The sequence below is a fragment of the Streptomyces sp. NBC_00083 genome (assembly GCF_026343295.1).
In the GTDB taxonomy this organism is placed as follows: Bacteria; Actinomycetota; Actinomycetes; order Streptomycetales; family Streptomycetaceae; genus Streptomyces.
Genome location: NZ_JAPELY010000002.1, coordinates 54,905 through 74,813, shown reverse-complemented (window position 1 = coordinate 74,813; position 19,909 = coordinate 54,905). Strand labels below are relative to the sequence as shown.

At 71.2% G+C, this 19,909-nt stretch carries 17 protein-coding genes and 1 pseudogene; 8 read left to right on the top strand and 10 right to left on the bottom strand.

Annotation, left to right across the window (positions count from 1 at the left end):
- Window positions 1–17 precede the first annotated feature (17 nt).
- Both mqnP and OOJ98_RS16755 read right to left on the bottom strand, forming a co-directional pair.
- Window positions 18–920: a menaquinone biosynthesis prenyltransferase MqnP gene (gene mqnP / locus OOJ98_RS16760; RefSeq protein WP_267055718.1), complete on the bottom strand. Its 903-nt coding sequence runs from the start codon at window positions 918–920 to the stop codon at window positions 18–20.
- Complete coding sequence (locus OOJ98_RS16755) at window positions 920–2,377, bottom strand: menaquinone biosynthesis decarboxylase (RefSeq protein WP_267055717.1); 1,458 nt, start codon at window positions 2,375–2,377, stop codon at window positions 920–922. The genes mqnP and OOJ98_RS16755 overlap by 1 nt, the downstream gene beginning before the upstream one ends.
- An 87-nt stretch (window positions 2,378–2,464) precedes the next feature.
- Here OOJ98_RS16755 and OOJ98_RS16750 point away from each other — a divergent pair.
- Window positions 2,465–2,725, top strand: a pseudogene (locus tag OOJ98_RS16750) (PLD nuclease N-terminal domain-containing protein); the annotation flags it as partial.
- Between the two features lie 540 nt (window positions 2,726–3,265).
- Here the strand turns inward: OOJ98_RS16750 and ccsB are convergent.
- From ccsB to hemL, 7 genes are all read right to left on the bottom strand, one after another.
- Window positions 3,266–4,357, bottom strand: coding sequence for a c-type cytochrome biogenesis protein CcsB (ccsB, locus tag OOJ98_RS16745; protein WP_267055716.1), 1,092 nt, complete (start codon window positions 4,355–4,357; stop codon window positions 3,266–3,268).
- Window positions 4,354–6,057: a cytochrome c biogenesis protein ResB gene (locus tag OOJ98_RS16740; RefSeq protein ID WP_267055715.1), complete on the bottom strand. Its 1,704-nt coding sequence runs from the start codon at window positions 6,055–6,057 to the stop codon at window positions 4,354–4,356. Before OOJ98_RS16740 ends, ccsB begins: the two co-directional genes overlap by 4 nt.
- 3 nt (window positions 6,058–6,060) lie before the next feature.
- Window positions 6,061–6,798: a cytochrome c biogenesis CcdA family protein gene (locus tag OOJ98_RS16735; RefSeq protein ID WP_267056993.1), complete on the bottom strand. Its 738-nt coding sequence runs from the start codon at window positions 6,796–6,798 to the stop codon at window positions 6,061–6,063.
- Window positions 6,799–6,829: 31 nt separating this feature from the next.
- Window positions 6,830–7,438: a TlpA disulfide reductase family protein gene (locus tag OOJ98_RS16730; RefSeq protein WP_267055714.1), complete on the bottom strand. Its 609-nt coding sequence runs from the start codon at window positions 7,436–7,438 to the stop codon at window positions 6,830–6,832.
- Between the two features lie 77 nt (window positions 7,439–7,515).
- The gene (locus OOJ98_RS16725) at window positions 7,516–8,775 is read right to left on the bottom strand and encodes a hypothetical protein (protein WP_267055713.1); all 1,260 of its coding nucleotides are present in this window, start codon (window positions 8,773–8,775) and stop codon (window positions 7,516–7,518) included.
- Window positions 8,776–9,160: 385 nt separating this feature from the next.
- The gene (locus OOJ98_RS16720) at window positions 9,161–9,853 is read right to left on the bottom strand and encodes a histidine phosphatase family protein (RefSeq protein ID WP_267055712.1); all 693 of its coding nucleotides are present in this window, start codon (window positions 9,851–9,853) and stop codon (window positions 9,161–9,163) included.
- The gene (hemL, locus tag OOJ98_RS16715; RefSeq protein ID WP_267055711.1) at window positions 9,850–11,163 is read right to left on the bottom strand and encodes a glutamate-1-semialdehyde 2,1-aminomutase; all 1,314 of its coding nucleotides are present in this window, start codon (window positions 11,161–11,163) and stop codon (window positions 9,850–9,852) included. The genes OOJ98_RS16720 and hemL overlap by 4 nt, the downstream gene beginning before the upstream one ends.
- A gap of 182 nt (window positions 11,164–11,345) precedes the next feature.
- Between hemL and OOJ98_RS16710 the strand changes: the two genes are divergently transcribed.
- From OOJ98_RS16710 to OOJ98_RS16680, 7 genes are all read left to right on the top strand, one after another.
- Window positions 11,346–11,948, top strand: coding sequence for a hypothetical protein (locus OOJ98_RS16710; RefSeq protein WP_267056992.1), 603 nt, complete (start codon window positions 11,346–11,348; stop codon window positions 11,946–11,948).
- 175 nt (window positions 11,949–12,123) lie between these two features.
- Window positions 12,124–12,519: a molybdopterin-binding protein gene (locus OOJ98_RS16705; protein ID WP_267055710.1), complete on the top strand. Its 396-nt coding sequence runs from the start codon at window positions 12,124–12,126 to the stop codon at window positions 12,517–12,519.
- 142 nt (window positions 12,520–12,661) lie between these two features.
- Window positions 12,662–13,483, top strand: coding sequence for a molybdate ABC transporter substrate-binding protein (modA, locus tag OOJ98_RS16700; protein ID WP_267055709.1), 822 nt, complete (start codon window positions 12,662–12,664; stop codon window positions 13,481–13,483).
- A gap of 124 nt (window positions 13,484–13,607) precedes the next feature.
- A complete protein-coding gene (locus tag OOJ98_RS16695) occupies window positions 13,608–15,611 on the top strand; it encodes an ABC transporter permease (RefSeq protein WP_267055708.1) in 2,004 nt (667 codons plus the stop codon).
- Between the two features lie 66 nt (window positions 15,612–15,677).
- Entirely contained in the window at window positions 15,678–16,028 is a 351-nt protein-coding gene (locus OOJ98_RS16690; RefSeq protein ID WP_267055707.1) for a metalloregulator ArsR/SmtB family transcription factor, read from the top strand.
- Window positions 16,029–16,113: 85 nt separating this feature from the next.
- Window positions 16,114–18,729 carry a magnesium-translocating P-type ATPase gene (gene mgtA, locus OOJ98_RS16685; protein ID WP_267056991.1) on the top strand — a complete coding sequence of 872 codons (2,616 nt, stop codon included), beginning with the start codon at window positions 16,114–16,116 and terminating at the stop codon, window positions 18,727–18,729.
- Between the two features lie 47 nt (window positions 18,730–18,776).
- Entirely contained in the window at window positions 18,777–19,310 is a 534-nt protein-coding gene (locus OOJ98_RS16680) for a GNAT family N-acetyltransferase (RefSeq protein ID WP_267055706.1), read from the top strand.
- 21 nt (window positions 19,311–19,331) lie between these two features.
- On the opposite strand, the gene OOJ98_RS16675 is transcribed toward OOJ98_RS16680, so the two are convergent.
- A complete protein-coding gene (locus OOJ98_RS16675) occupies window positions 19,332–19,763 on the bottom strand; it encodes a GNAT family N-acetyltransferase (protein WP_267055705.1) in 432 nt (143 codons plus the stop codon).
- Window positions 19,764–19,909: the final 146 nt, after the last annotated feature.

The following is a 19,909-nucleotide window of genomic DNA, read 5'->3' as shown; positions in this document are numbered from 1 at the left end:
CGGGGCGCCGCCAGGTACTAGACCGTCAGCCCCCGCACCACCAGGTCAAGCAGCGCGCACACGAAGAGCGCGATCCCGATGAAGCCGTTGACCTGGAAGAAGGCGCGGTTGAGCTTGGAGAGGTCGTGCGGCTTGACCAGGGTGTGCTCGTAGAGGAAGGCCCCGAGCACGATGACGAGACCCAGCCAGAAGAAGATCCCGGCGCCGGTCGCCAGCGCGTACCAGACGAGCAGCGCCATCGTCACGGTGTGGCAGCCGCGCGCGCCGTAGATCGCGGCTGGGATGCCGAAGCGGGCCGGCACCGACTTCACGCCGTGGCCGCGGTCGGCCTCCACGTCCTGGCAGGCGTAGATCAGGTCGAAGCCGCCGATCCAGATGCCGATCGCGAGCCCCAGGATCACCGCGTCCCACGACCAGGAGCCGGTGATCGCGATCCACGCGCCGACCGGGCCCATCGCCTGCGCGATGCCGAGGATGGCCTGCGGGAAGTTGGTGAACCGCTTCCCGTACGGATAGACCACCATCGGAACCACCGCGACCGGCGCGAGCGCCAGGCACAGCGGGTTGAGCGCGGCGGCCGCGCCGAGGAAGACGACGAGCGCGATGAGCGCGCCGGTCCACGCCGAGCGCACCGACACCGCGCCGGTGACCAGCTCGCGGCCCGCGGTGCGCGGGTTACGGGCGTCGATCTCCCGGTCGATGATCCGGTTGCACGCCATCGCGAAGGTACGCAGCCCCACCATGGCGACGGTGACCAGGAGCAGCCGCCCCCAGTGGATGTTCCCGTCGAGCTGGAACATCGCCGTGAGCGCGGCGGTGTAGGCGAAGGGCAGCGCGAAGACCGAGTGCTCGATCATGACGAGGCGCAGGAAGGCCTTGGTCCGCCCCGGCTGGGGCACTGCTGCGGCTGAGGCACTCACTAGAGCCCGTACTCCTTCCAGCGGCGGTCGACCTTCGCCGCCGTATCCGCGTCCGACTCGACCATCGCGGGCCAGCCGCCGTCGCGCGTGTAGCCCTCCTCGGGCCACTTCGCGGTCGCGTCGATGCCCGCCTTGCCGCCCCAGAACTGCTGGTAGGAGGCGTGGTCGAGGTGGTCGACCGGGCCTTCGACGACGGTCAGGTCGCGGGCGTAGTCGGTGTTGCCGAAGGCCCGCCAGGACACTTCGTGCAGGTTGTGGACGTCGCAGTCGGCGTCCACGATCACGATGAGCTTGGTGAGCGACATCATGTGCGCGCCCCAGATCGCGTGCATCACCTTCTGCGCGTGCTTGGGGTACTTCTTGTCGATCGAGACGATCGCGCAGTTGTGGAAGCCGCCCGACTCCGGCAGGTGGTAGTCGACGATGTCCGGCACGATGATCTTGAGGAGCGGCAGGAAGAAACGCTCCGTCGCGCGGCCCAGCGGCCCGTCCTCGGTCGGCGGGCGGCCGACCACGATGGACTGGAGCAGCGGGCGCTTGCGCATCGTGACGCAGTCGATGGTGAGCGCGGGGAACGGTTCCTGCGGCGTGTAGAACCCGGTGTGGTCGCCGAACGGCCCCTCGGGCAGCATCTCGCCCGGCTCCAGCCAGCCCTCGATGACGACCTCGGCGTTGGCCGGCACCTGGAGCGGCACGGTCTTGCAGTCGACCATCTCGATCCGCTTGCCCTGGACGAACCCGGCGAAGAGGTACTCGTCGATGTCGCCGGGCAGCGGCGCGGTGGAGGCGTACGTGACGGCCGGGGGGCAGCCGAAGGCGATCGCGACCGGCAGCCGCTCGCCCCGCTTGGCGGCGACCGCGTAGTGGTTGCGGCTGTCCTTGTGGATCTGCCAGTGCATGCCGATGGTGCGCTTGTCGTGGCGCTGGAGGCGGTAGAGGCCGAGGTTGCGCACGCCCGTCTCGGGGTGCTTGGTGTGGGTGAGGCCCAGGTTGAAGAACGAGCCGCCGTCCTCGGGCCAGGTGAAGAGCGCGGGCAGCCGGTCGAGATCGACGTCGTCCCCGGTCAGCACGACCTCCTGGACGGGGGCGGCCTCCTGCTTCACCTTCTTCGGCGGTACGTGGACCATCGTGCCGAGCTTGCCGAACGCCTCGCGGATGCCGACGAAGCCCTGCGGCAGCTCGGGCTTGAGCAGCCCGCCGATCTTGTCGCTGATCTCCTCGTACGACGAGAGCCCGAGTGCCTTGAGGAGGCGCCGGTCGGTCCCGTAGACATTCATGGCCAGGGGCATCGCGGAGCCCTTGACGTTCTCGAAGAGGAGGGCGGGGCCGCCGGCCTTGTTGACCCGGTCGACGATCTCGCCGACTTCCAGATACGGGTCGACCTCGGCCTTGATGCGCTTGAGGTCGCCCTCGCGCTCCAGCGCCCTGAGCAGCGATCGGAGATCGTCGTAAGCCATGGGGTCCAGTATCCGGCACCCGATACCCTGGGCCGGTCACCGGGGCCGAGGCACGGCCCGCAACCGCTCCCGGGGGGACCGTCCGACATGCTCAGGTATCTGCCGTTCCTGCTGGTCCTGGCGGTGTGGATCTACGCGTTCATCGACTGCCTGAACACCCCGGAGGAGGACGTCAAGGGCCTCCCCAAGGTGGTGTGGATCATCGTGGTGCTGCTCTTCGGGGAGGTGCTGGTGGGGCCGGTGGCGTGGCTGGTGGCGGGCAAGGTCCGCCGTCGTCCGGCGCGGTGGACGGCGCCGGACGACAACCCGGAGTTCCTGGCGTCCCTGGAGGACCGCACTCGGCGCGACCGGGGCGACGACTCGTAGCCGAGCCCGACTGCTCGGCGCCGCCCGGCACGCCGGGGGCCGCCTGGACGGAGCCCCGCCTGCGGCCTGTGCGCGGCCCCGGGTTCGTCTGCGGACCGTGCCCGCGTCTCGCGCAGTTCCCCGCGCCCCTGGGTGGGTTGCCCTTGGCAGGGTGCCCAGTTGCGGCATCCTCAGCCGGTCCGGCGTTTGAGGACGAGCGCGCTTTCAGCCCGTCCGGCGTTTGAGGACGAGCGCCCTTAAGGCGCGAACGGGGTCTGGGGCGGAGCCCCAGGTCCTGAACCCCAGTCCCTCTTCCCGCCCCCGGAGGGTTTCGGGAAGGGGCGGGGTGGGGCATCCCCCGGGGCCTGGGGCGGAGCCCCAGCAACCCCGGCTTCCGTCTGCGGACCGTGCCCGCGTCTCGCGCAGTTCCCCGCGCCCCTGTAGGGCACCCGGCGTCGCGCCCACCGCGGCGGAGCCGCGCAAACGGCACAGCCCCGCGCCCCTGAAGACGTAGGGCACCCGGAGCCGAGCCGAGCGGCTGTGTCAGACGCCGGCGTAGGAGTGCTTGCCGTTGACGAAGATGTTCACGCCGTAGTAGTTGAACAGCCAGCACCCGAACGCGATCAGCGCCAGCGTCGCCGCCTTGCGCCCCTTCCAGCCCGCCGTGGCACGCGCGTGGAGGTAGCAGGCGTACGCGACCCACGTGATGAAGGACCAGGTCTCCTTCGGGTCCCAGCCCCAGTAGCGGCCCCACGCGTCGCCCGCCCAGATCGCGCCCGCGATGATCGTGAACGTCCACAGCGGGAAGACCGCCGCGTTCACGCGGTACGCGAACTTGTCGAGCGAGGACGCGGCAGGCAACCGCTCCATGACGGACGTCGCGAACGTGCCCGGCTTGCCGCCCTCGGCGAGCTTCGCCTCGTACCGGTCGCGGAAGAGGTAGAGGACCGTGGCGACCGCGCCCACGTAGAACACCGCGCCGCAGAAGATCGCGGTGGAGACGTGGATCCACAGCCAGTACGAGTGCAGCGCGGGAACGAGCTGGTCGCTGGCGGTGTAGAGCACGGTGACGGCGAGGCCCAGGTCGAGCAGGACCGTGGTGACCAGCGGGAGGCCGAGCCAGCCGACGTTCTTCTTCAGGGCGAGCAGCGTCAGGTACACGCCGACGGCGACCGTCGAGAAGGTCAGGTTGAACTCGTACATGTTGCCCCACGGCGCCCGCTGCACGGACAGCGCGCGGGTGAGGACACCGCAGAACTCGATGAGGAAGGCGAGCACCGTCAGGGAGACGGCGATGCGGCCGTAGAGGTCGCCCTTCGCGTCGCCGCCGGACGCGCCGGGCCCGTCCGGCACGTCGCGGGTGCCGGCGGCCGAGCGGGTCACGACCTTGGGGCGGTCCAGGACCGCGGTGCCGCCGCTCTTCGTGGCGACCTCGACCTTGACGGTGCCGGTGCCCGCGGCCTGCTGACCGGCGCCGGTCAGCGCGGCCGCCGTGCGGGCGACCTTGCTGCGGCTGCCGAAGAGCCACTCGGCCATGTTGGCGAAGAAGGCCAGCAGGTACACGGCCATCGCCGAGTAGATCAGGTAGTTGCTGGTGTGGGCCAGGCTCTCATTGGTGGTGGCGGCGAGATTCACTTCTCAGCCCCTTCGGCAGGAACAACTGAGGGTTCGGGTTCGGGATCCGGCGCGGTCGGCGCCTGCGGGATGAGCGTGACCGCGAGATCGGCCAGCTCCTCGGGAAGCTTCGCGGACTCACTGCGGCCGAGCCCGGCCATCTCGACGACGGTCACGCCGTCGTCGCCCGTGACGGCCCGGACCCAGATCCGGCGGCGCTGGATGAACAGCGAGCCGGCGAGCCCCGCGATGGCACCGATCGCGCCGGTGAGGGCGAGACCGTTGCCGGGCTGGTGGGAGATCTGGAAGCTGGCCCACTGCTTGATGGGGCCCTTGTCGAAGGTGATCGACCCCGCGCCGCCGGGGAGCTGGAGGCTCTCGCCCGGCAGCAGCAGCTTCTTGAGGATCTTGCCCTGGTCGTCCTTGAAGGGCTTGATCGAGCGGCTGCTGGTGTCCAGCTGGTACACGTTCTGCGGCAGCCCCGAGTTGACGCCGAGGTCGCCGTGGTAGGCGCCGACGTTGAGCACCGGGAAGTCGGGCGCCGGGAACTTCGAGAACATCTGGGTGGCGCCGGTGCCCTTGCCCCCGAAGGTCGGCACGAAGAACGCGGCGAAGCCGAGCTGGTCCTTGTTGCCCTGGGCGTCGCGGTATCCGTCGAGCACCTTGATGGCGCCGCTGGAGGTCAGGTTGTTGTCCATCGGCAGCAGCGGCGTCGCGCCGTGGAAGACGACGTTGCCCTTGCCGTCCCTGACGGTGACCGAGGGCGCGTACCCGTGCGAGAGCAGGTACACCTTGGAACCGTCGACGACGAGGGGCTTGTTGACCTCGACGACCTTCTGCTGCTCCTTGCCCTCGGCGCCCTCGGAGTAGGTGAGGTGCGCCTTGAACTCGCGGGCGGTGCCCAGCTCGGGGCCGCTGCGCTCGTACGACGCGTCGAAGCGGTCCAGGGTGAAGCTGAAGGGGGCCAGGTCCTCGGTGTTGAAGAGCGAGCCCGACCTGAAGTCGTCGTACTGGGTGAGGGTGTTGGAGAACCCGTCGCCCTGGACGATCAGCTTGCCGCCCTCGGACTTGAAGAGCTGGCCGGTGGCGAACGCGACCAGGATCACGATCAGCGAGACGTGGAAGATCAGGTTGCCGGCCTCGCGCAGATAGCCCTTCTCGGCGGCGACGGCGTCACCGCTGATCCGGGAGCGGAAGCGGCGCTTGCGGAGCATGGCGAGCGCGGCCTCGCGGACCTGCTCGGGCTCGGCGTCGGTGCGCCACGTCGTGTACGCGGGCAGCCGGGTCAGGCGGCCCGGCGCGGCCGGCGGCTGCCCGCGCAGCTGGCCGACGAACTGCCAGGTGCGCGGCACGATGCAGCCGATGAGCGAGACGAACAGCAGGATGTAGATCGCGGAGAACCACACCGAGCTGTAGACGTGGAAGAGGCCGAGCTTCTCGTAGATCGGCGTGAGGGTGTCGTGCCGCTTCTGGAAGTCGGCGACCTTCATCTCGTCGACGCTGGTCTGCGGGATCAGCGAGCCGGGGATGGCGCCGAGCGACAGCAGGAAGAGCAGGATGAGGGCGACCCGCATCGAGGTCAGCTGCCGCCAGAACCAGCGCAGCCAGCCGAAGGCGCCGATGCCGACGGGCCCGTTGGACCGTTCCTCGGTGGGGGCGGTGGAGAGCTGTGCCCCGGCCTCGCCGAGGTCGGGCTCCGGAGTCGATTCGGTCTTGCTCATGCGTCAGACACCCACCTGAAAGCCTGTGGACCAGCCCTGTACCTGCTGGACGAGCTCCGCCCAGGCGCCGGTGAGCAGCAGCACACCGGTCACGATCATCATTCCGCCGCCGATCCGCATCACCCATACGTAGTGCTTCTTGACCCAGCCGAAGGCGCCGAGCGCCTTGCGGAAGGCGACGGCCGCGAGCACGAACGGCAGCCCGAGGCCGAGACAGTACGCGACCGTCAGTATCGCTCCGCGGCCGGCGCTCGCCTGGTCCATCGCGAGCGCGTTGACCGAGGTGAGCGTGGGGCCCAGGCACGGCGTCCAGCCGATGCCGAAGAGCGCGCCGAGCAGCGGCGCCCCGGCGAGCCCGGTCACCGGCCGCTTGTGGACGCGGAATTCGCGCTGCGTCATCCACGGCATGAGCCCCATGAAGAAGACGCCCATGAGGATCATGAGGACGCCGAGGATCCTGGAGAGCGTGGCGCTGTGGTCCTGGAGGTTCTGGCCGAAGTAGCCGAACAGGGCGCCGCCGGAGACGAACACGGCGGTGAAGCCGAGGACGAACAGGCCGGCGCCGGCGACCATCCGGCCGCGTCGCGCCTCGGCCAGGTCGGTACCGGTGACGCCGGTGACGTACGAGAGGTAGCCGGGGACCAGGGGCAGTACGCAGGGCGAGAAGAACGAGACGAGGCCGCCGAGCACGGCGACCGGCAGGGCCACGAGGAGGGCCCCGCTGAAGACGGTCTCGTTCATCGAGCCGACGGCGGCCAGTGCGCTCACGCGATCACTTCTCCGCGATCAGCGGGTCGATCATCTGGTGCAGTTTGGTGTCGTCGAGCGCCATGAGGGCGCGTGCGGCGATCTTTCCGTTCCGGTCGAGAACGATCGTCGACGGAATGGCCTGCGGATTCAGGCTGCCCTTCGGGAAACGCAGAATGAGCTTCCCGATCGGGTCGTACAGACTCGGATAGTCGACGCCGAATTCCTTCTCGAACTGCTGGGCCGGGCCCTTGTCCGTGTCGCGGGTATTGATCCCGACGAACTCGACGCCCTTGGCCTTCGCCTCCTTGGAGACCTTGGCCAGATACGGCGCCTCGGCCCGGCACGGGGCGCACCAGGAACCCCACACATTCAGCACGACGACCTTGCCCTTGAGGGAGGCGACGTCGAGCTGCTTGCCGTCGACGGTCGCGCCGGACAGCTCGGGGGCTGCCCGGCGGTCCCCCTTGGCCACGGTGGCGATCCCGCCGGTGCCGGTGACGAACTTCGTGTCACCGGACCCACCGGACGTGCCACCGGAACCGCAGGCCGTCAGGGTCAGCGCACCGGCGGCCACGGCAGCCGCGGCCAGCGTCAGGGTGCGACGGCGTCGGAATGCAGGACTCACGGACATGTGAAAAGTTTCGCATGGCGGATTCGGGGATCTTGCGCGCCCCCCTGCATGCCCGTAAAGCCCCTTGTCAGGAAGGCCTAAACGGACTTCATGAACGTGTTCCAGCCACCGGCGGGAGCCTGACCCACGCCCAGCGTACGGAGCTTGGCGAGCACCTTCGGGTCCTGCACGTCGAGCCAGTCGCAGTACTGCTTGAAGGAGACGAGCCTCACATCCTTCTTCGCGTCCCGCTGCGCGACGATGCCCTTGAACGCCTCTTCGACGGCGTCCATGTAGATGCCACCGTTCCACTGCTCGAAGTGGTTTCCGATGTAGAACGGCGCGCGATTGGATTCGTAGGCCCGCTTGAATCCGGCGAGATAGGCCTCGGTGGCCTGCTTGCGCCAGCCCGGGTAGTTGGCCGGCGGCGCCTTGGTCGAGTTCTTCGACTGGTTGGCGAGGATGTTGTAGTCCATCGACAGGACCTGGAACGAGTGCCCGGGGAAGGGTATTTGCTGGAGCGGCAGGTCCCACAGGCCGTGCCGCTTGACCGGCCACACCTGGGTGCCGCCGGGCGATGAGGCGTCGTAGCGCCAGCCCAGCTTCTGCGCGGTGGGCAGCAGGTTGTCCTGGCCCAGCAGGCAGGGAGTGCGGCCGCCGGCGAGCTCGCGCTTGTAGTCGAAGGGCAGCGGGTCCTCGTCCGTCCACCCGGTGTTGGTCTTCCACTGGGTGACGAAGCCGATGGCCTGGTCTATCTCGCTCTGCCACTGGGCGGGGGTCCAGTGCTCGACGGTGCCGCGCCCGGTGCAGAAGTGGCCGTTGAAGTGCGTGCCTATCTCATGGCCGTCGGTCCAGGCCTGGCGGACGTACTTCAGCGTCTCCTTGATGTGCGGGTCGGAGAGGTAGCCGATGTCGGAGGCGCCGACGGCGTTGTTCGGCGGGCGGTAGAGCCGCTTCTTGGCCTCGGGCAGCAGATAGAGCCCGGACAGGAAGAACGTCATGCCCGCGCCGTGGTCCTCGGCGAGCTTGAGGAAGCGCGGGAAGAGCCCGTTGCCGACCTCGCCCGCGCCGTCCCAGGAGAAGATCACGAACTGCGGCGGGGTCTCGCCGGGCTGGAGCGGGACGGGCTTGTCGGGCTGGTGCGCCTGCTTGCCGGTGTCGGCGGTGGAACCGTCGCCTATGAGTTTGGCGTCGGCCTTCTTGGCGGCCGGATCGCCGCTCTTGCCGCCCTGGTCACCCTTGCCGTCCGACCCGCTGCCGCCCGAAGTGCCGCATCCGGCGAGGCCGGCCGCCGTGGCGGCGCCCAGTCCCAGTCCCAGCATGCCCCTTCGGCTGAAGTTCCGTCCGATCTCCCGCATACGCCCGTCCGTTCCCATCGCGTCGCACCGTCGTCTCGTCGTCCTCGAACCCAAGTGCGTCACCGCAGTTGGGCGATGTGTGAGATGCCAGGTGAAACCGGGGTGGTTCCCCACAGCTCGCACAAACCTTCGTAAACCGTACGAGATGAGGGGTGCGGGTCGAGGGGGCGGGGGGTGGGGATCGCGTGAACACCGGGACGAACGGGACCGCTCACCGGGACGGACACGGCTGCGTTCCGGGACGTTCCGGGGGGGGCGGCGGGGCGTTCCGGGGGGCCCGGGGCGTCCCGGGGGTGAGCCGGGAGCATCGTCCCCGCGCGGCCGGCGGCGCCGGGCGGACGGACCGGGGTGATCCCGGCCGGTCCGTCCGGCGGCGAGCGGAGCGTCAGGCGCCGAACGCCTTCGACTTGCCCTTGGCCGGCTTGGCGCCTGCCAGCAGGTGCGCCGGTACGAGATCGCGGGCGGGCTCGCTGTAGCCCACGGACACGATCCGGTCGCCCTGATAGGTGAAGCTCGTCAGCGAGGCCAGCGTGCACTGCCGCTTGCGCGGGTCGTGCCACAGGCGGCGCTTCTCGACGAAGCTGCGCACGATCCAGATCGGCAGCTGGTGGCTGACGCACACCGCCTCGTGCCCCCGGGCCGCGTCCCGCGCGGCGTCCAGCGCGCCCATCATCCGCACGACCTGCTCGACGTACGGCTCGCCCCAGGACGGGCGGAACGGGTTGGTCAGGTGCTTCCAGTTGGCGGGCTTGCGCAGGGCGCCGTCGCCGACACCGAAGGTCTTGCCCTCGAAGACGTTGCCCGCCTCGATCAGCCGCGGGTCGGTGCCGAGGTCCAGGCCGTGGGCCTTGGCGATCGGCGTGGCCGTCTCCTGCGCGCGCTCCAGCGGGGAGGCGACGACATGGGTGATGTCCCGGCCGGCCAGGTGCTCGGCGACCCGGTCGGCCATCTCACGGCCGAGCTCTGAGAGGTGGTAGCCGGGACGGCGGCCGTAGAGCACGCCGTCCGGGTTGTGCACCTCGCCGTGGCGCATCACGTGCACGACGGTCAGTTCGTTCCCGGCGTTGTTCTCGCTCATGCCGTGGCCTCCGCTGCGGCGCGGGCGGCGGCGGGCAGCGCGGCCGCGATGCGCTCGACGGCGCGCTCGTCGTGGGCGGTCGACACGAACCAGGACTCGAACGCGGACGGCGGCAGGTAGACGCCCTGCGCCAGCATCGAGTGGAAGAACCCGTTGAAGCGGAAGGACTCCTGCTTCTTCGCGTCCTCGTAGTCGCGCACTTCATCGGCGGTGAAGAAGACGGAGAACATGTTGCTCGCCGTCTGCAGCCGGTGGGCCACGCCCTCCTTGCTGAGCGCGCCGGTGACGAGCGCCTGGATCTCGGCGGAGACGGCGTCGACCTTCTCGTACGCCGCGTCGTCGAGGAGCCGCAGCTGGGCGAGGCCGGCGGCGGTGGCGATCGGGTTCCCGGAGAGGGTGCCCGCCTGGTAGACGGGGCCCGCGGGGGCGAGATGGCCCATGACGTCGGCCCGGCCGCCGAACGCCGCGGCGGGGAAGCCGCCGCCCATGACCTTGCCGAACGTCATCAGGTCGGGCTTCACACCGTCGACCCCGTACCAGCCGGCCTTCGAGGTGCGGAAGCCGGTCATCACCTCGTCGGAGATGTAGAGCGCGCCGTTCTTGGCACAGGCCGCCTTGAGGCCGGCGTTGAAGCCGTCCGCGGGAGGGACGACGCCCATGTTGCCGGGAGAGGCCTCGGTGATGACACAGGCGATCTCGCCCGGGTTGGCGTGGAACGCCGCGTGCACCGCGTCCAGGTCGTTGTACGGCAGCACGATCGTGTCGCCGGCCTGCGCGCCGGTCACGCCCGGGGTGTCGGGAAGCCCGAAGGTGGCGACCCCGGAACCGGCGGCGGCCAGCAGCGCGTCCACATGGCCGTGGTAGCAGCCGGCGAACTTGATCACCTTGGCGCGGCCCGTGAAGCCGCGGGCCAGCCGGATCGCGGACATGGTCGCCTCGGTGCCCGAGGAGACCAGGCGGACCTGCTCGACCGGCTCGACGCGGGCCACGATCTCCTCGGCGAGCGCGACCTCGCCCTCGCCGGGCGTACCGAAGGACGTGCCGCGGGCGACGGCCTCCTGCACGGCGGCGATGACCTCGGGGTGCGCGTGACCGAGGATCATCGGACCCCACGAACACACCAGGTCGACGTAGTCGCGCCCGTCGGCGTCGGTCAGGTAGGGCCCCGTACCGGACACCATGAACCGGGGCGTACCGCCCACGGCCCGGAAGGCACGGACGGGGGAGTTCACACCGCCGGGCGTCACGGCGGACGCACGGTCGAAGAGGTTCTGCGAAACTGGGGCGTCGTATTCGTACGGATAGCTCACACAGCCATGGTGGCAGAGGCCCGGACGTTCTTGCGGACTGGTGTTTCACCGCACGCGCGCGGGGGAGGTCAGTGACACGATGATCCGCAGATGATCGAGTTGCATGGGCGGATGATCGGGTTGCGCGGCGGGGCGCGCGCCGTCTACAAAGCAGTCGGGCTACAAGCAGTCGGGTGAAGGATATGCATCGCGGTGGCGGACTGGGCGAAGGGACCGACGACCGGGGTCCCGAGCGCGCCCACCGTCGGGGACGGCACCGGCGACGCGACGCCCAGGACCGGATCGACCGGGTCGCTGGCGCCGCAGGGGCGGGAGACGCCGCAGGGGCGGGGAACGGAAGTGGCCGTATGGGGGTGACCTACAAGTACTTCGGCGCGCCGGACGGCGCGACGGCCGCGCGGGTGCCCGTCACCATGCGCCCCGAGGAACTCGGCGGTGACGAACTGGGCATGGGCGGCATGTTCACCAAGATCAAGCCGGAGACGATGGCCGCGATGGTCCTCACCGGCATCCAGGGCATACCCCTGCACAAGGTCCCGCCCCTGGAACTCGTCGTCCTCCACCCCGACTACGCGGTGGTCAAGCTCCCCATGACGGTCGTCGACCCGCTGCGCGGCGTCGGGGAGGAATCGGTCGGAGCCGCCGCCTTCATCTGGTCCACGGTCCCCGACCGGGGCGGTCCGCGCGACGCGTTCAACGTCTACCAACTCCTGCACGAGTGGCAGGACTTCAGCCACCGCCTCCACGAGGCAGGCCACCAGCCGTACTGTCTGGTCTGGCCCTGATCCTCCGCGGCCGGCAGCCGCAGAGGTTCCCGGACGGCGCCGCGACCGGCCTGCTGGAACGCCCCGAGGCGGCTCACGGGCGCCTTGGACCTTCGTCCATTCGGGTTCGCAGCTGCCGTGTACTTTCCGACGGAACCTTTGTATATGCGGCGTGAAGACGCCTATCTTGTCGCACATGCAGTCCTACACCATCGGCCAGGCAGCGCGTCTGCTCGGCGTCAGCCCCGACACCGTGCGCCGCTGGGCCGACGGCGGCCGCGTCACGACCCATCGTGACGAAGGCGGCCGCCGACTCATCGACGGGCGGGATCTGGCCGCTTTCTCCATCGAGGTCGGCCAGTCCTCCAACGGCGAGGAGGAGGTGCCCTACACCTCCGCCCGCAACGCCTTCCCCGGCATCGTCACCGCCGTCAAGCTCGGTGACGTAGCCGCCCAGGTCGAGATCCAGGCCGGCCCGCACCGCCTGGTCTCCCTCCTGACCCGGGAGGCCGTCGAAGAGCTGGGCCTTGAGGTGGGCATGCAGGCCATCGCACGCGTGAAATCCACCAACGTGCACATCGACCGCACCTAGGTCGAGAACAGGCCATTCACGTACGTCCCCGCGGCGTCGCCCCTTCCCCCCGCTTCCAGGGACCTCCGGCACACGGCGGTCCGGTCTGGGGAAGCCCTCACCTCCCGGCGCGGCTCGTCAAGCATCCGAAGGAGCTCCACCCATGTCTGTCAAGGCACTCAGCGCCAAGCGCCGCCGCGCCGCCGCGGCCGTCGTCTCCGCCGCCCTGCTCATCCCGCTCGCCGCGGCCTGCGGCAGCGACAAGGACAGCGGCAGCGGCAAGACCGCCTCGCCGTCCGGCAGCGCCGCCGCTCCGAAGGCGGCGCAGCTGACCGTCCTCGCCGCGTCCTCGCTCACGGACGTCTTCAAGGCGGCCGGTGCCGCCTACGAGAAGGAGCACCCGGGTACGAAGGTGAAGTTCTCCTTCGCCGGTTCGCAGGAGCTGGCCGCGCAGGTCAAGCAGGGCGCGCCCGCGGACGCCCTGGTGACCGCGGACACCAAGACCATGGACGGCCTCAAGGCCGATGTGAACGACTCGACGATCATCGCCAAGAACCGTCTGGTCATCGCGACCGACAAGGGCAACCCGAAGAAGGTCGAGGCCCTCAAGAACCTGTCCGACACCAACCTGAAGGTCGTCCTCGCGGCGCCCGAGGTCCCGGTCGGCCGCTACAGCAAGCAGGTTCTCGACGCGCAGCACCTCACGGTGAAGCCCGTCTCGCAGGAGCCCAACGTGCGCGCCGTCCTCTCCAAGGTGGAACTGGGCGAGGCCGACGCCGGCATCGTCTACAAGACCGACGCCGCCTCCGCCAAGGGCAAGGTCGACACCGTCGACATCCCCGACGCGCAGAACGCCGTGGCCAAGTACCCCGCCGCCACCCTGAAGACGTCGAAGAACGCCGACGCCGCCGCGGCGTTCGTGAAGTGGCTCTCCACCCCCGAGGCGCAGAAGATCCTCACGGACGCGGGCTTCCAGCAGCCGTAGCCGGCCCGTCCGGCCCGCCTCCCCCGGGCCGGTACCGTCCACCTCCCTTGCGGGGCCCGCCCGTTCGCCGTCCGTCCGCGGCGGGTGGGCGGGCCTCCGCGCCATCAGGACACCGGGGAACCCCATGAAGCCCCTGACCCGCGGCCGCTCCCGCCGCCCGCGCCCGCCCGTCGCGCTCGCGCTGCCCGCCCTGCTCGCCATCGCGTTCCTGCTGATGCCGCTCCTCGGTGTGCTGACCCGCACCTCCTGGGGCGAGCTCGGTACGGACCTGACGAGCCCCGAGGTCACCGAGGCGCTGCGGCTCTCCCTCGTCGTCTCCTTCTGGGCACTGGGCCTCTCCCTCCTTCTCGGCGTGCCCCTGGCCTGGCTGCTGGCCCGTGTCGAGTTCCCCGGCAAGGCGCTGGTGCGCTCCCTCGTGCTGCTGCCGATGGTGCTGCCGCCCACCGTCGGCGGCGTGGCGCTGCTGCTCGGCTTCGGGCGGCGCGGCCTGATCGGGCCGTGGCTGGAGAACACCTTCGGCATCACGCTGCCCTTCCACACCTCCGGCGCGGTGGTGGCGGCCACGTTCGTCGCGATGCCGTTCCTCGTGATCAGCCTGGAGGGCGCGCTCGGCGGGCTGCGCCCCCGCTACGAGGAGACCGCCGCCTCGCTCGGCGCCTCCCCGGTCCGGGTCTTCCTCACGGTGACGCTGCCCATGGTCGCGCCCGGCCTCGCCGCGGGCGCGGCCCTCACCTGGGCGCGTGCGCTCGGCGAGTTCGGCGCGACCATCACCTTCGCCGGCAACCTCCCCGGCACCACCCAGACCCTGCCGCTCCAGGTCTACCTCCTGCTCCAGGACTCCCCCGAGGCCGCGACCTCGGTCTCCCTGCTCCTCCTCGCCATCGCGATGGCGGTCCTGGTGGCGCTGCGCGGGCGATGGACCGGCGCCGCCACGGTGCGCGGCGGTGCGCCCGACACCGCCGCCCTCCCGGACGCCGGCCACGACACCGACACCGACCCTGCCCAGGAATCCGACCCGCAGGGTCCGGACCGCGTCGCCCCCGCGCCTGCGGCTGCCCCCAGCGCGGCCGCCAACTCGGCTTCTCCCAAGGCGAGTTGGCCGCTCCATGCCGACGTGACCGGGTTCAATCAGCTGACCCTCGACGCCGACCCCGGCACCACCATCGCCGTCGTCGGAGAGAACGGCGCGGGCAAGACCACCCTGCTGCGGGCCCTGCTCGGGCTCACCCCGCGCGCCCACGCCGAGCTGCGTCTGGGCGGCCTCGACGTCACCTCGCTGCCGCCCCACAAGCGCGGGGTCGCCTGGGTCCCGCAGGACGGCGCCCTGTTCCCGCACCTCACCGCGCTCGCCAACACGGCGTACGGGCTGCGCGCCCAGGGCGTACCGCGCGCCGAGGCCCGCGCCGAGGCCCAGCACTGGCTCGACCGGCTGGGCGTCGGCCGTCTCGCCCAGCGCAAGCCCGCCCAGCTCTCCGGCGGCCAGGCCCAGCGTGTGGCCCTCGCGCGGGCGCTCGCCGCTCGGCCGCGTCTGCTCCTGCTCGACGAGCCCCTGGCCGCCCTCGACCAGACCACCCGCGCCCACGTCCGCCACACCCTGCGCACCCACCTCGCGGGCTTCACCGGGGTCTGTCTGATCGTCACCCACGACCCCGTCGAGGCCCTCTCACTGGCCGACCGCGTCCTCGTCCTCGATCACGGCCGCACCCTCCAGGACGCGCCTCCCCCGGAGGTCACCCGCAACCCCCGCTCCCCGTGGGTGGCGCGCATGCTGGGCCGCAACGCCTGGCCCGGCACCGTGAGCGCCGACGGCCTCCGCCTGGCCGGCGGCGGACGGATCGTGGCGGCGGAGCAACTCCCCGACGGCGGCCGGGCGCTGGCGATCATCGCGCCGGAGGCGGTGTCGCTGCACCGCACGCGCCCCGACGGCAGCCCCCGCAATGTGTGGCCCGGCACGGTCCGTGAGGTCACCGCGAGCGGCAGCAGACTGCGGGTGCTCATCGGGTCCGCCGAGTCGCCCGATCTGATCGCGGAGGTCACCCCGGAGGCCGCGGCCGAGCTGGGTCTGGTGGAGGGCGCGGCGGTGTGGTCGAGCGTGAAGGCGACCGAGGTGACTCTCGTGTCCCTGTGAGCCGGCGCCTCTAGACTGGCTGCCCGGGGCGACAGAACGGCCAAGCCCAGGAGACGGGAGACGACGGTGACGACGAGCGGCACCGACCCGTCGACCGAGGTGCTCGGGGAGGCAGCGGGGGTCTTCGGACTCCTTGCCTCGCCCGCGCGGCTGCACATCATGTGGACGCTGAGCCACGGCGAGTCGGATGTGTCGGGTCTGGCCGAGAGGGTCGGCGGCGCACTGCCGGCCGTCAGTCAGCACCTGGCGAAGCTGAAACTCGCGGGGCTCGTACGGTCCCGGCGGGAGGGGCGCCGGGTGGTCTACCTCGTGGACGATCCGGACGTGGCTCAGATGGTGCGCTGGCTGGTCGCCCGGCTGGGCGGGAGCGTCAAGCTGCCGGGACCGTCGGGGCTCGTCCGTGACCTGGGCGCCTGACCGGATCTCTCCGCCGGATTCCGGGCGCTCGCCGTTCTCCGGGCGCCCATCGCGGGACGGACGCGCTGCGCGGTCCGCGTCTGCTCTGCGGTCCGCGACTGCGTTGCGGTCTCTGCAGTTGTCAAGGAGCACTCCTCTGCAGCTGCTGCGTTCCCTCGGCTCCGGCCCACGGGGACTGGTGGAGTCCGAGGCCGAGAAACGACTCCTGCGGTATGGGGAAAACGTCCTTCCCACGCGCCGAGTTCCGTCCCTGCCGATTATTTTTCTGCGCAGTCTGCGCGACCCGTTCACCGCCGTCCTCGCCTCCCTCGCCCTGGTGTCCGCGCTGGTCGCCGCGTGGGCGACGGCCGCTGTCATCGCGGTGCTCGTGGTGGTGAGCTGCGCGCTGCGGGCGGCCGGCGAGCACCGCGCCGACCGTTCGGCGGCCGGGCTGCGGCAGCTCGTCGCGAGCACCGCGACCGTGCTGCGCAGGGCGTCCGACGACGCGGCGCCGGTGGCCCGCGAGGTCCCGGTGGACCAGGTGGTGCCGGGCGACGTGGTGCGCCTGATGCCCGGCGACCTCGTACCGGCGGACCTGCGTCTGCTGCGCGCCACGGGCCTGACGATGCATCAGGCGGCGCTCACCGGAGAGACCGCGCCGGTCGCCAAGTACCCGGTCGACGAGCCCTCACCGCCCCCCGCGACGGCGGAGTCGCCCGCGGCAGCCCCCGACCACGACACCGGCCCCGGCCCCGTGGACGACTTCGACCGGCCGGAGCTGTGCTTCCAGGGCAGCAGCGTGGCCGCCGGGAGCGGCACCGGCGTGGTGATCGCGACCGGGGCCGGCACCCGGTTCGCGGCGGCCGACCAGCTGCCCGGGAACGACCGGCGCACGACCGCCTTCGACCGGTCGGTGTACGGGATTTCGTGGATCCTGATCCGCTTCATGCTGCTCACCCCGCCGCTCGTCCTGATGGCCAACGCGGCGCTCCGCGGCCGAGGCATCGAGACCCTGCCGTTCGCGGTGGCCGTCGCGGTCGGACTCACCCCCGAAATGCTGCCGGTCATCGTGACGACGACGCTGGCGCGCGGCGCGTCCGCGCTGGCCCGCACCCACCAGGTGATCGTCAAGCGGCTGCCCGCCCTGCACGACCTGGGCGCCGTCGACGTCGTCTGCCTGGACAAGACCGGCACCCTGACCCAGGACCGCCCGGTCCTGGAGTGCGCGCTCGGTGCGGACGGCGCTCCCGACGACTCCGTGCTGCACTGGGCCGCCGTCAACAGCCTGTGGACGGTGCAGCTGGCGGAAGTACCGAGCGCCGACGCCCTGGACGAGGCCATTCTCGACGCGGCGGAACACCGCCTCCCCGAAGGGGCGGACGCCCTGGAGTACGACCCCGTCACCGCGCTCCCCTTCGACCCGGTACGCCGGCTGTCCACCGCCGTGATCAGGACTCCGCGCCGGCTCGGCCACCACACCCTGGTGGTCAAGGGCGCCACCGAGAGCGTCATGGAGCGGTGCGCGCTCGGCGACGAGGAACGCCGACGGGTCACCGCGCTCGCCGACCGGATGGCCGCCGAAGGGCTGCGCGTCCTCGCGGTCGCCCGCGCCGAACGGCCCGCCGTCACCCGCCCGTACGCCCCCTCCGACGAACACGGCCTGACCTTCACCGGTCTGGTGGGGCTGCGTGACGCGACGGCGGACACGGCGGCCGACGCGCTCGCCGCCCTGCGGCACCGGGGGATCGCCGTGAAGGTGCTGACCGGGGACCATCCCGGCACCGCGGCCCGCGCCTGCCGCGACCTCGGCCTCGCCCCGGGGGAGGTCGTCACCGCCTCCTCCACCGACGCGCTGAGCGACGCCGAACTGGGCGAAATCGCCGACAGTAGTACGGTCTTCGCGCGCTGCTCCCCCGAGCACAAGGCCCGCATCGTCCGGGTCCTCCGGGAGCGCGGGCATGTCACCGGGTTCCTCGGCGACGGAGTCAACGACCTGCCCGCGCTGCGCGCCTGTGACGTCGGTATCTGCCCGCCCGACGCGGTCGACGTGGCCCGCGAGACGGCCGACGTCGTCCTCGCCGCGAAGGATCTGACCTCGCTCGACCACGCCGTCATGGCGGGACGCGGGAGCGGCTCGGCCATCGCCGGCTATCTGCGGATCACGCTCTCCTCGAACCTCGGCAACGTCATCGCGATGCTGACCGCCGGGCTGCTGCTGCCGTTCCTGCCGATGCTCCCGTCCCAGGTCCTCGTCCAGAACCTGTGCTTCGACGCGGCTCAGCTGGCGTTCGCGTACGCCCGTCCGCGGGCCGGGGCGCTGCGGCATCCGCTGAAGCTGCGCCCGCGCGAAGTCCTCGCCTCCGTCACCGGGTTCGGCGTGCTCAACGCCGCCGCCGACCTCGCGACCTTCGCGGTCCTGGCCTGGGCGGTCAGCGACGCGCGGGCCGAAACCGCCTTCCACGCGGGCTGGTTCACCGAGAACCTGCTGACCCAGGCCCTGGTCATGGTCCTGCTGCGCACGGGCCGGGGCGGCGGCGTCCCGGTCACCGCGGGCGTGCTCGCGCTGACCGGTCTGCTGCTGCCGCTCTCGCCGCTCGGCCCGCTGCTCGGCATGGCCGCGCTCCCCTTCGCGTACTACCCGCTGCTCGTCCTGGTGCTCACGCTGTACGCGGGCTCCCTGTTCTGGCTCACCCGGCGCCCAGGGCGCCGGGACACCGTGTAATTCCAGGTCAGGGGGTGTTGTCAGACCCGGCGCCTACAGTTCTGGACATGAGCGAAACAGCCCGTGAACTCCCCCCGCAGATCCACCTGGTGGCCTGGTCGGACGGCGACCTCGGCCTGCTGCGACGCAACAACGCGCCGGAGATGACCGAGCACCTCGGCGGCCCGGAGACCGAGGAGAAGGTGCTGTCCCGGCACGCCAAGTACACGGCCCTGAGCGCCCGGCCCGCCACCGAGGGCCGGATGTTCAAGGTCGTCCTCGCGGATTCGGGCGAGGCCGTCGGATCGGTCGGGTACTGGCCGCGCATAGGGGAGGGCGAGGCGGTGTACGAGACGGGGTACGGCATCCTGCCCGAGTTCCGGGGCCGGGGCCTGGCCGTCGCCGCGTTGCGGGCGGTGGTGGCGGAGGCACGCGCCGCCGGTGGCCCGCGCACGCTGCACGCCTATCCGTCCGTGGACCACACGGCGTCCAACGCCATCTGCCGCAAGGCGGGGCTCACTTGCGCCGGCGAGGTCGCGTTCGAGTACCCGCCGGGCACACCGCTCCGCTCCAACGACTGGTGGACCGGCCTCGGGGATTAGCCGGGGCGGGCCCACCGGCCGTCAGTCCAGCGGCTTGTCGAAGTTGAAGGCGGTCACCGCCATGCGCTCACGGAAGTAGAAGCGGTGCGCGTCGGTGCGGTGGGTGCCCGAGTCGAGGTTGAGGGAGGTGCAGCCGGCGGCCCGTGCGTGGCCTTCCAGGTGGGCGAGGAGGGCGTGGCCCACGCCGGTGGAGCGGGCGGTGGCGGCGGTGACCAGGTCGTCGACGTACAGCTTGCGGACCGCGCTCGTATTGACGATGATCCGCCATCCGGCCGCGCCCACGCAGACCCCGGCGTCGCTGTACGCGGCGGTGAAGCGCAGCCCCTGGGCGTGCCCCTCCCCGTAGATGTCGGCGAAGAGGGCTGCGGTGAGGTGGGGACGGAGTTCGCTGAGGACCGGCAGCAGGTCGTCCGTCAGACGCGGGTCGCCCGGCTCAAGGTCGATGATCTTCATGCCGGGAAGGGTAGAGGGCGCGGCACGGATTGGGCAGCGGCGGGGCGGGGCGCGGCGGGGCCGGTCCGGGCGGGGCGCGGTTCAACAGAGTCCCGGGTCGACCGAGCCCCGGGTCAACGGAGCCCCGGCGCTCGGGGGTCCCCTCC

Bases quoted from the DNA above. Each gene is read 5' to 3' on its own strand.
- OOJ98_RS16705 (WP_267055710.1), top strand. From the start codon at position 12,124: ATGCAGTCCTACACCATCGGCCAGGCAGCGCGTCTGCTCGGCGTCAGC.
- OOJ98_RS16755 (WP_267055717.1), bottom strand. From the start codon at position 2,377: ATGGCTTACGACGATCTCCGATCGCTGCTCAGGGCGCTGGAGCGCGAG.
- OOJ98_RS16675 (WP_267055705.1), bottom strand. From the start codon at position 19,763: ATGAAGATCATCGACCTTGAGCCGGGCGACCCGCGTCTGACGGACGAC.
- OOJ98_RS16740 (WP_267055715.1), bottom strand. From the start codon at position 6,057: ATGAGCAAGACCGAATCGACTCCGGAGCCCGACCTCGGCGAGGCCGGG.
- OOJ98_RS16710 (WP_267056992.1), top strand. From the start codon at position 11,346: ATGCATCGCGGTGGCGGACTGGGCGAAGGGACCGACGACCGGGGTCCC.
- OOJ98_RS16680 (WP_267055706.1), top strand. From the start codon at position 18,777: ATGAGCGAAACAGCCCGTGAACTCCCCCCGCAGATCCACCTGGTGGCC.
- OOJ98_RS16720 (WP_267055712.1), bottom strand. From the start codon at position 9,853: ATGAGCGAGAACAACGCCGGGAACGAACTGACCGTCGTGCACGTGATG.
- modA (WP_267055709.1), top strand. From the start codon at position 12,662: ATGTCTGTCAAGGCACTCAGCGCCAAGCGCCGCCGCGCCGCCGCGGCC.
- OOJ98_RS16695 (WP_267055708.1), top strand. From the start codon at position 13,608: ATGAAGCCCCTGACCCGCGGCCGCTCCCGCCGCCCGCGCCCGCCCGTC.
- OOJ98_RS16725 (WP_267055713.1), bottom strand. From the start codon at position 8,775: ATGCGGGAGATCGGACGGAACTTCAGCCGAAGGGGCATGCTGGGACTG.
- OOJ98_RS16730 (WP_267055714.1), bottom strand. From the start codon at position 7,438: ATGTCCGTGAGTCCTGCATTCCGACGCCGTCGCACCCTGACGCTGGCC.
- OOJ98_RS16735 (WP_267056993.1), bottom strand. From the start codon at position 6,798: ATGAACGAGACCGTCTTCAGCGGGGCCCTCCTCGTGGCCCTGCCGGTC.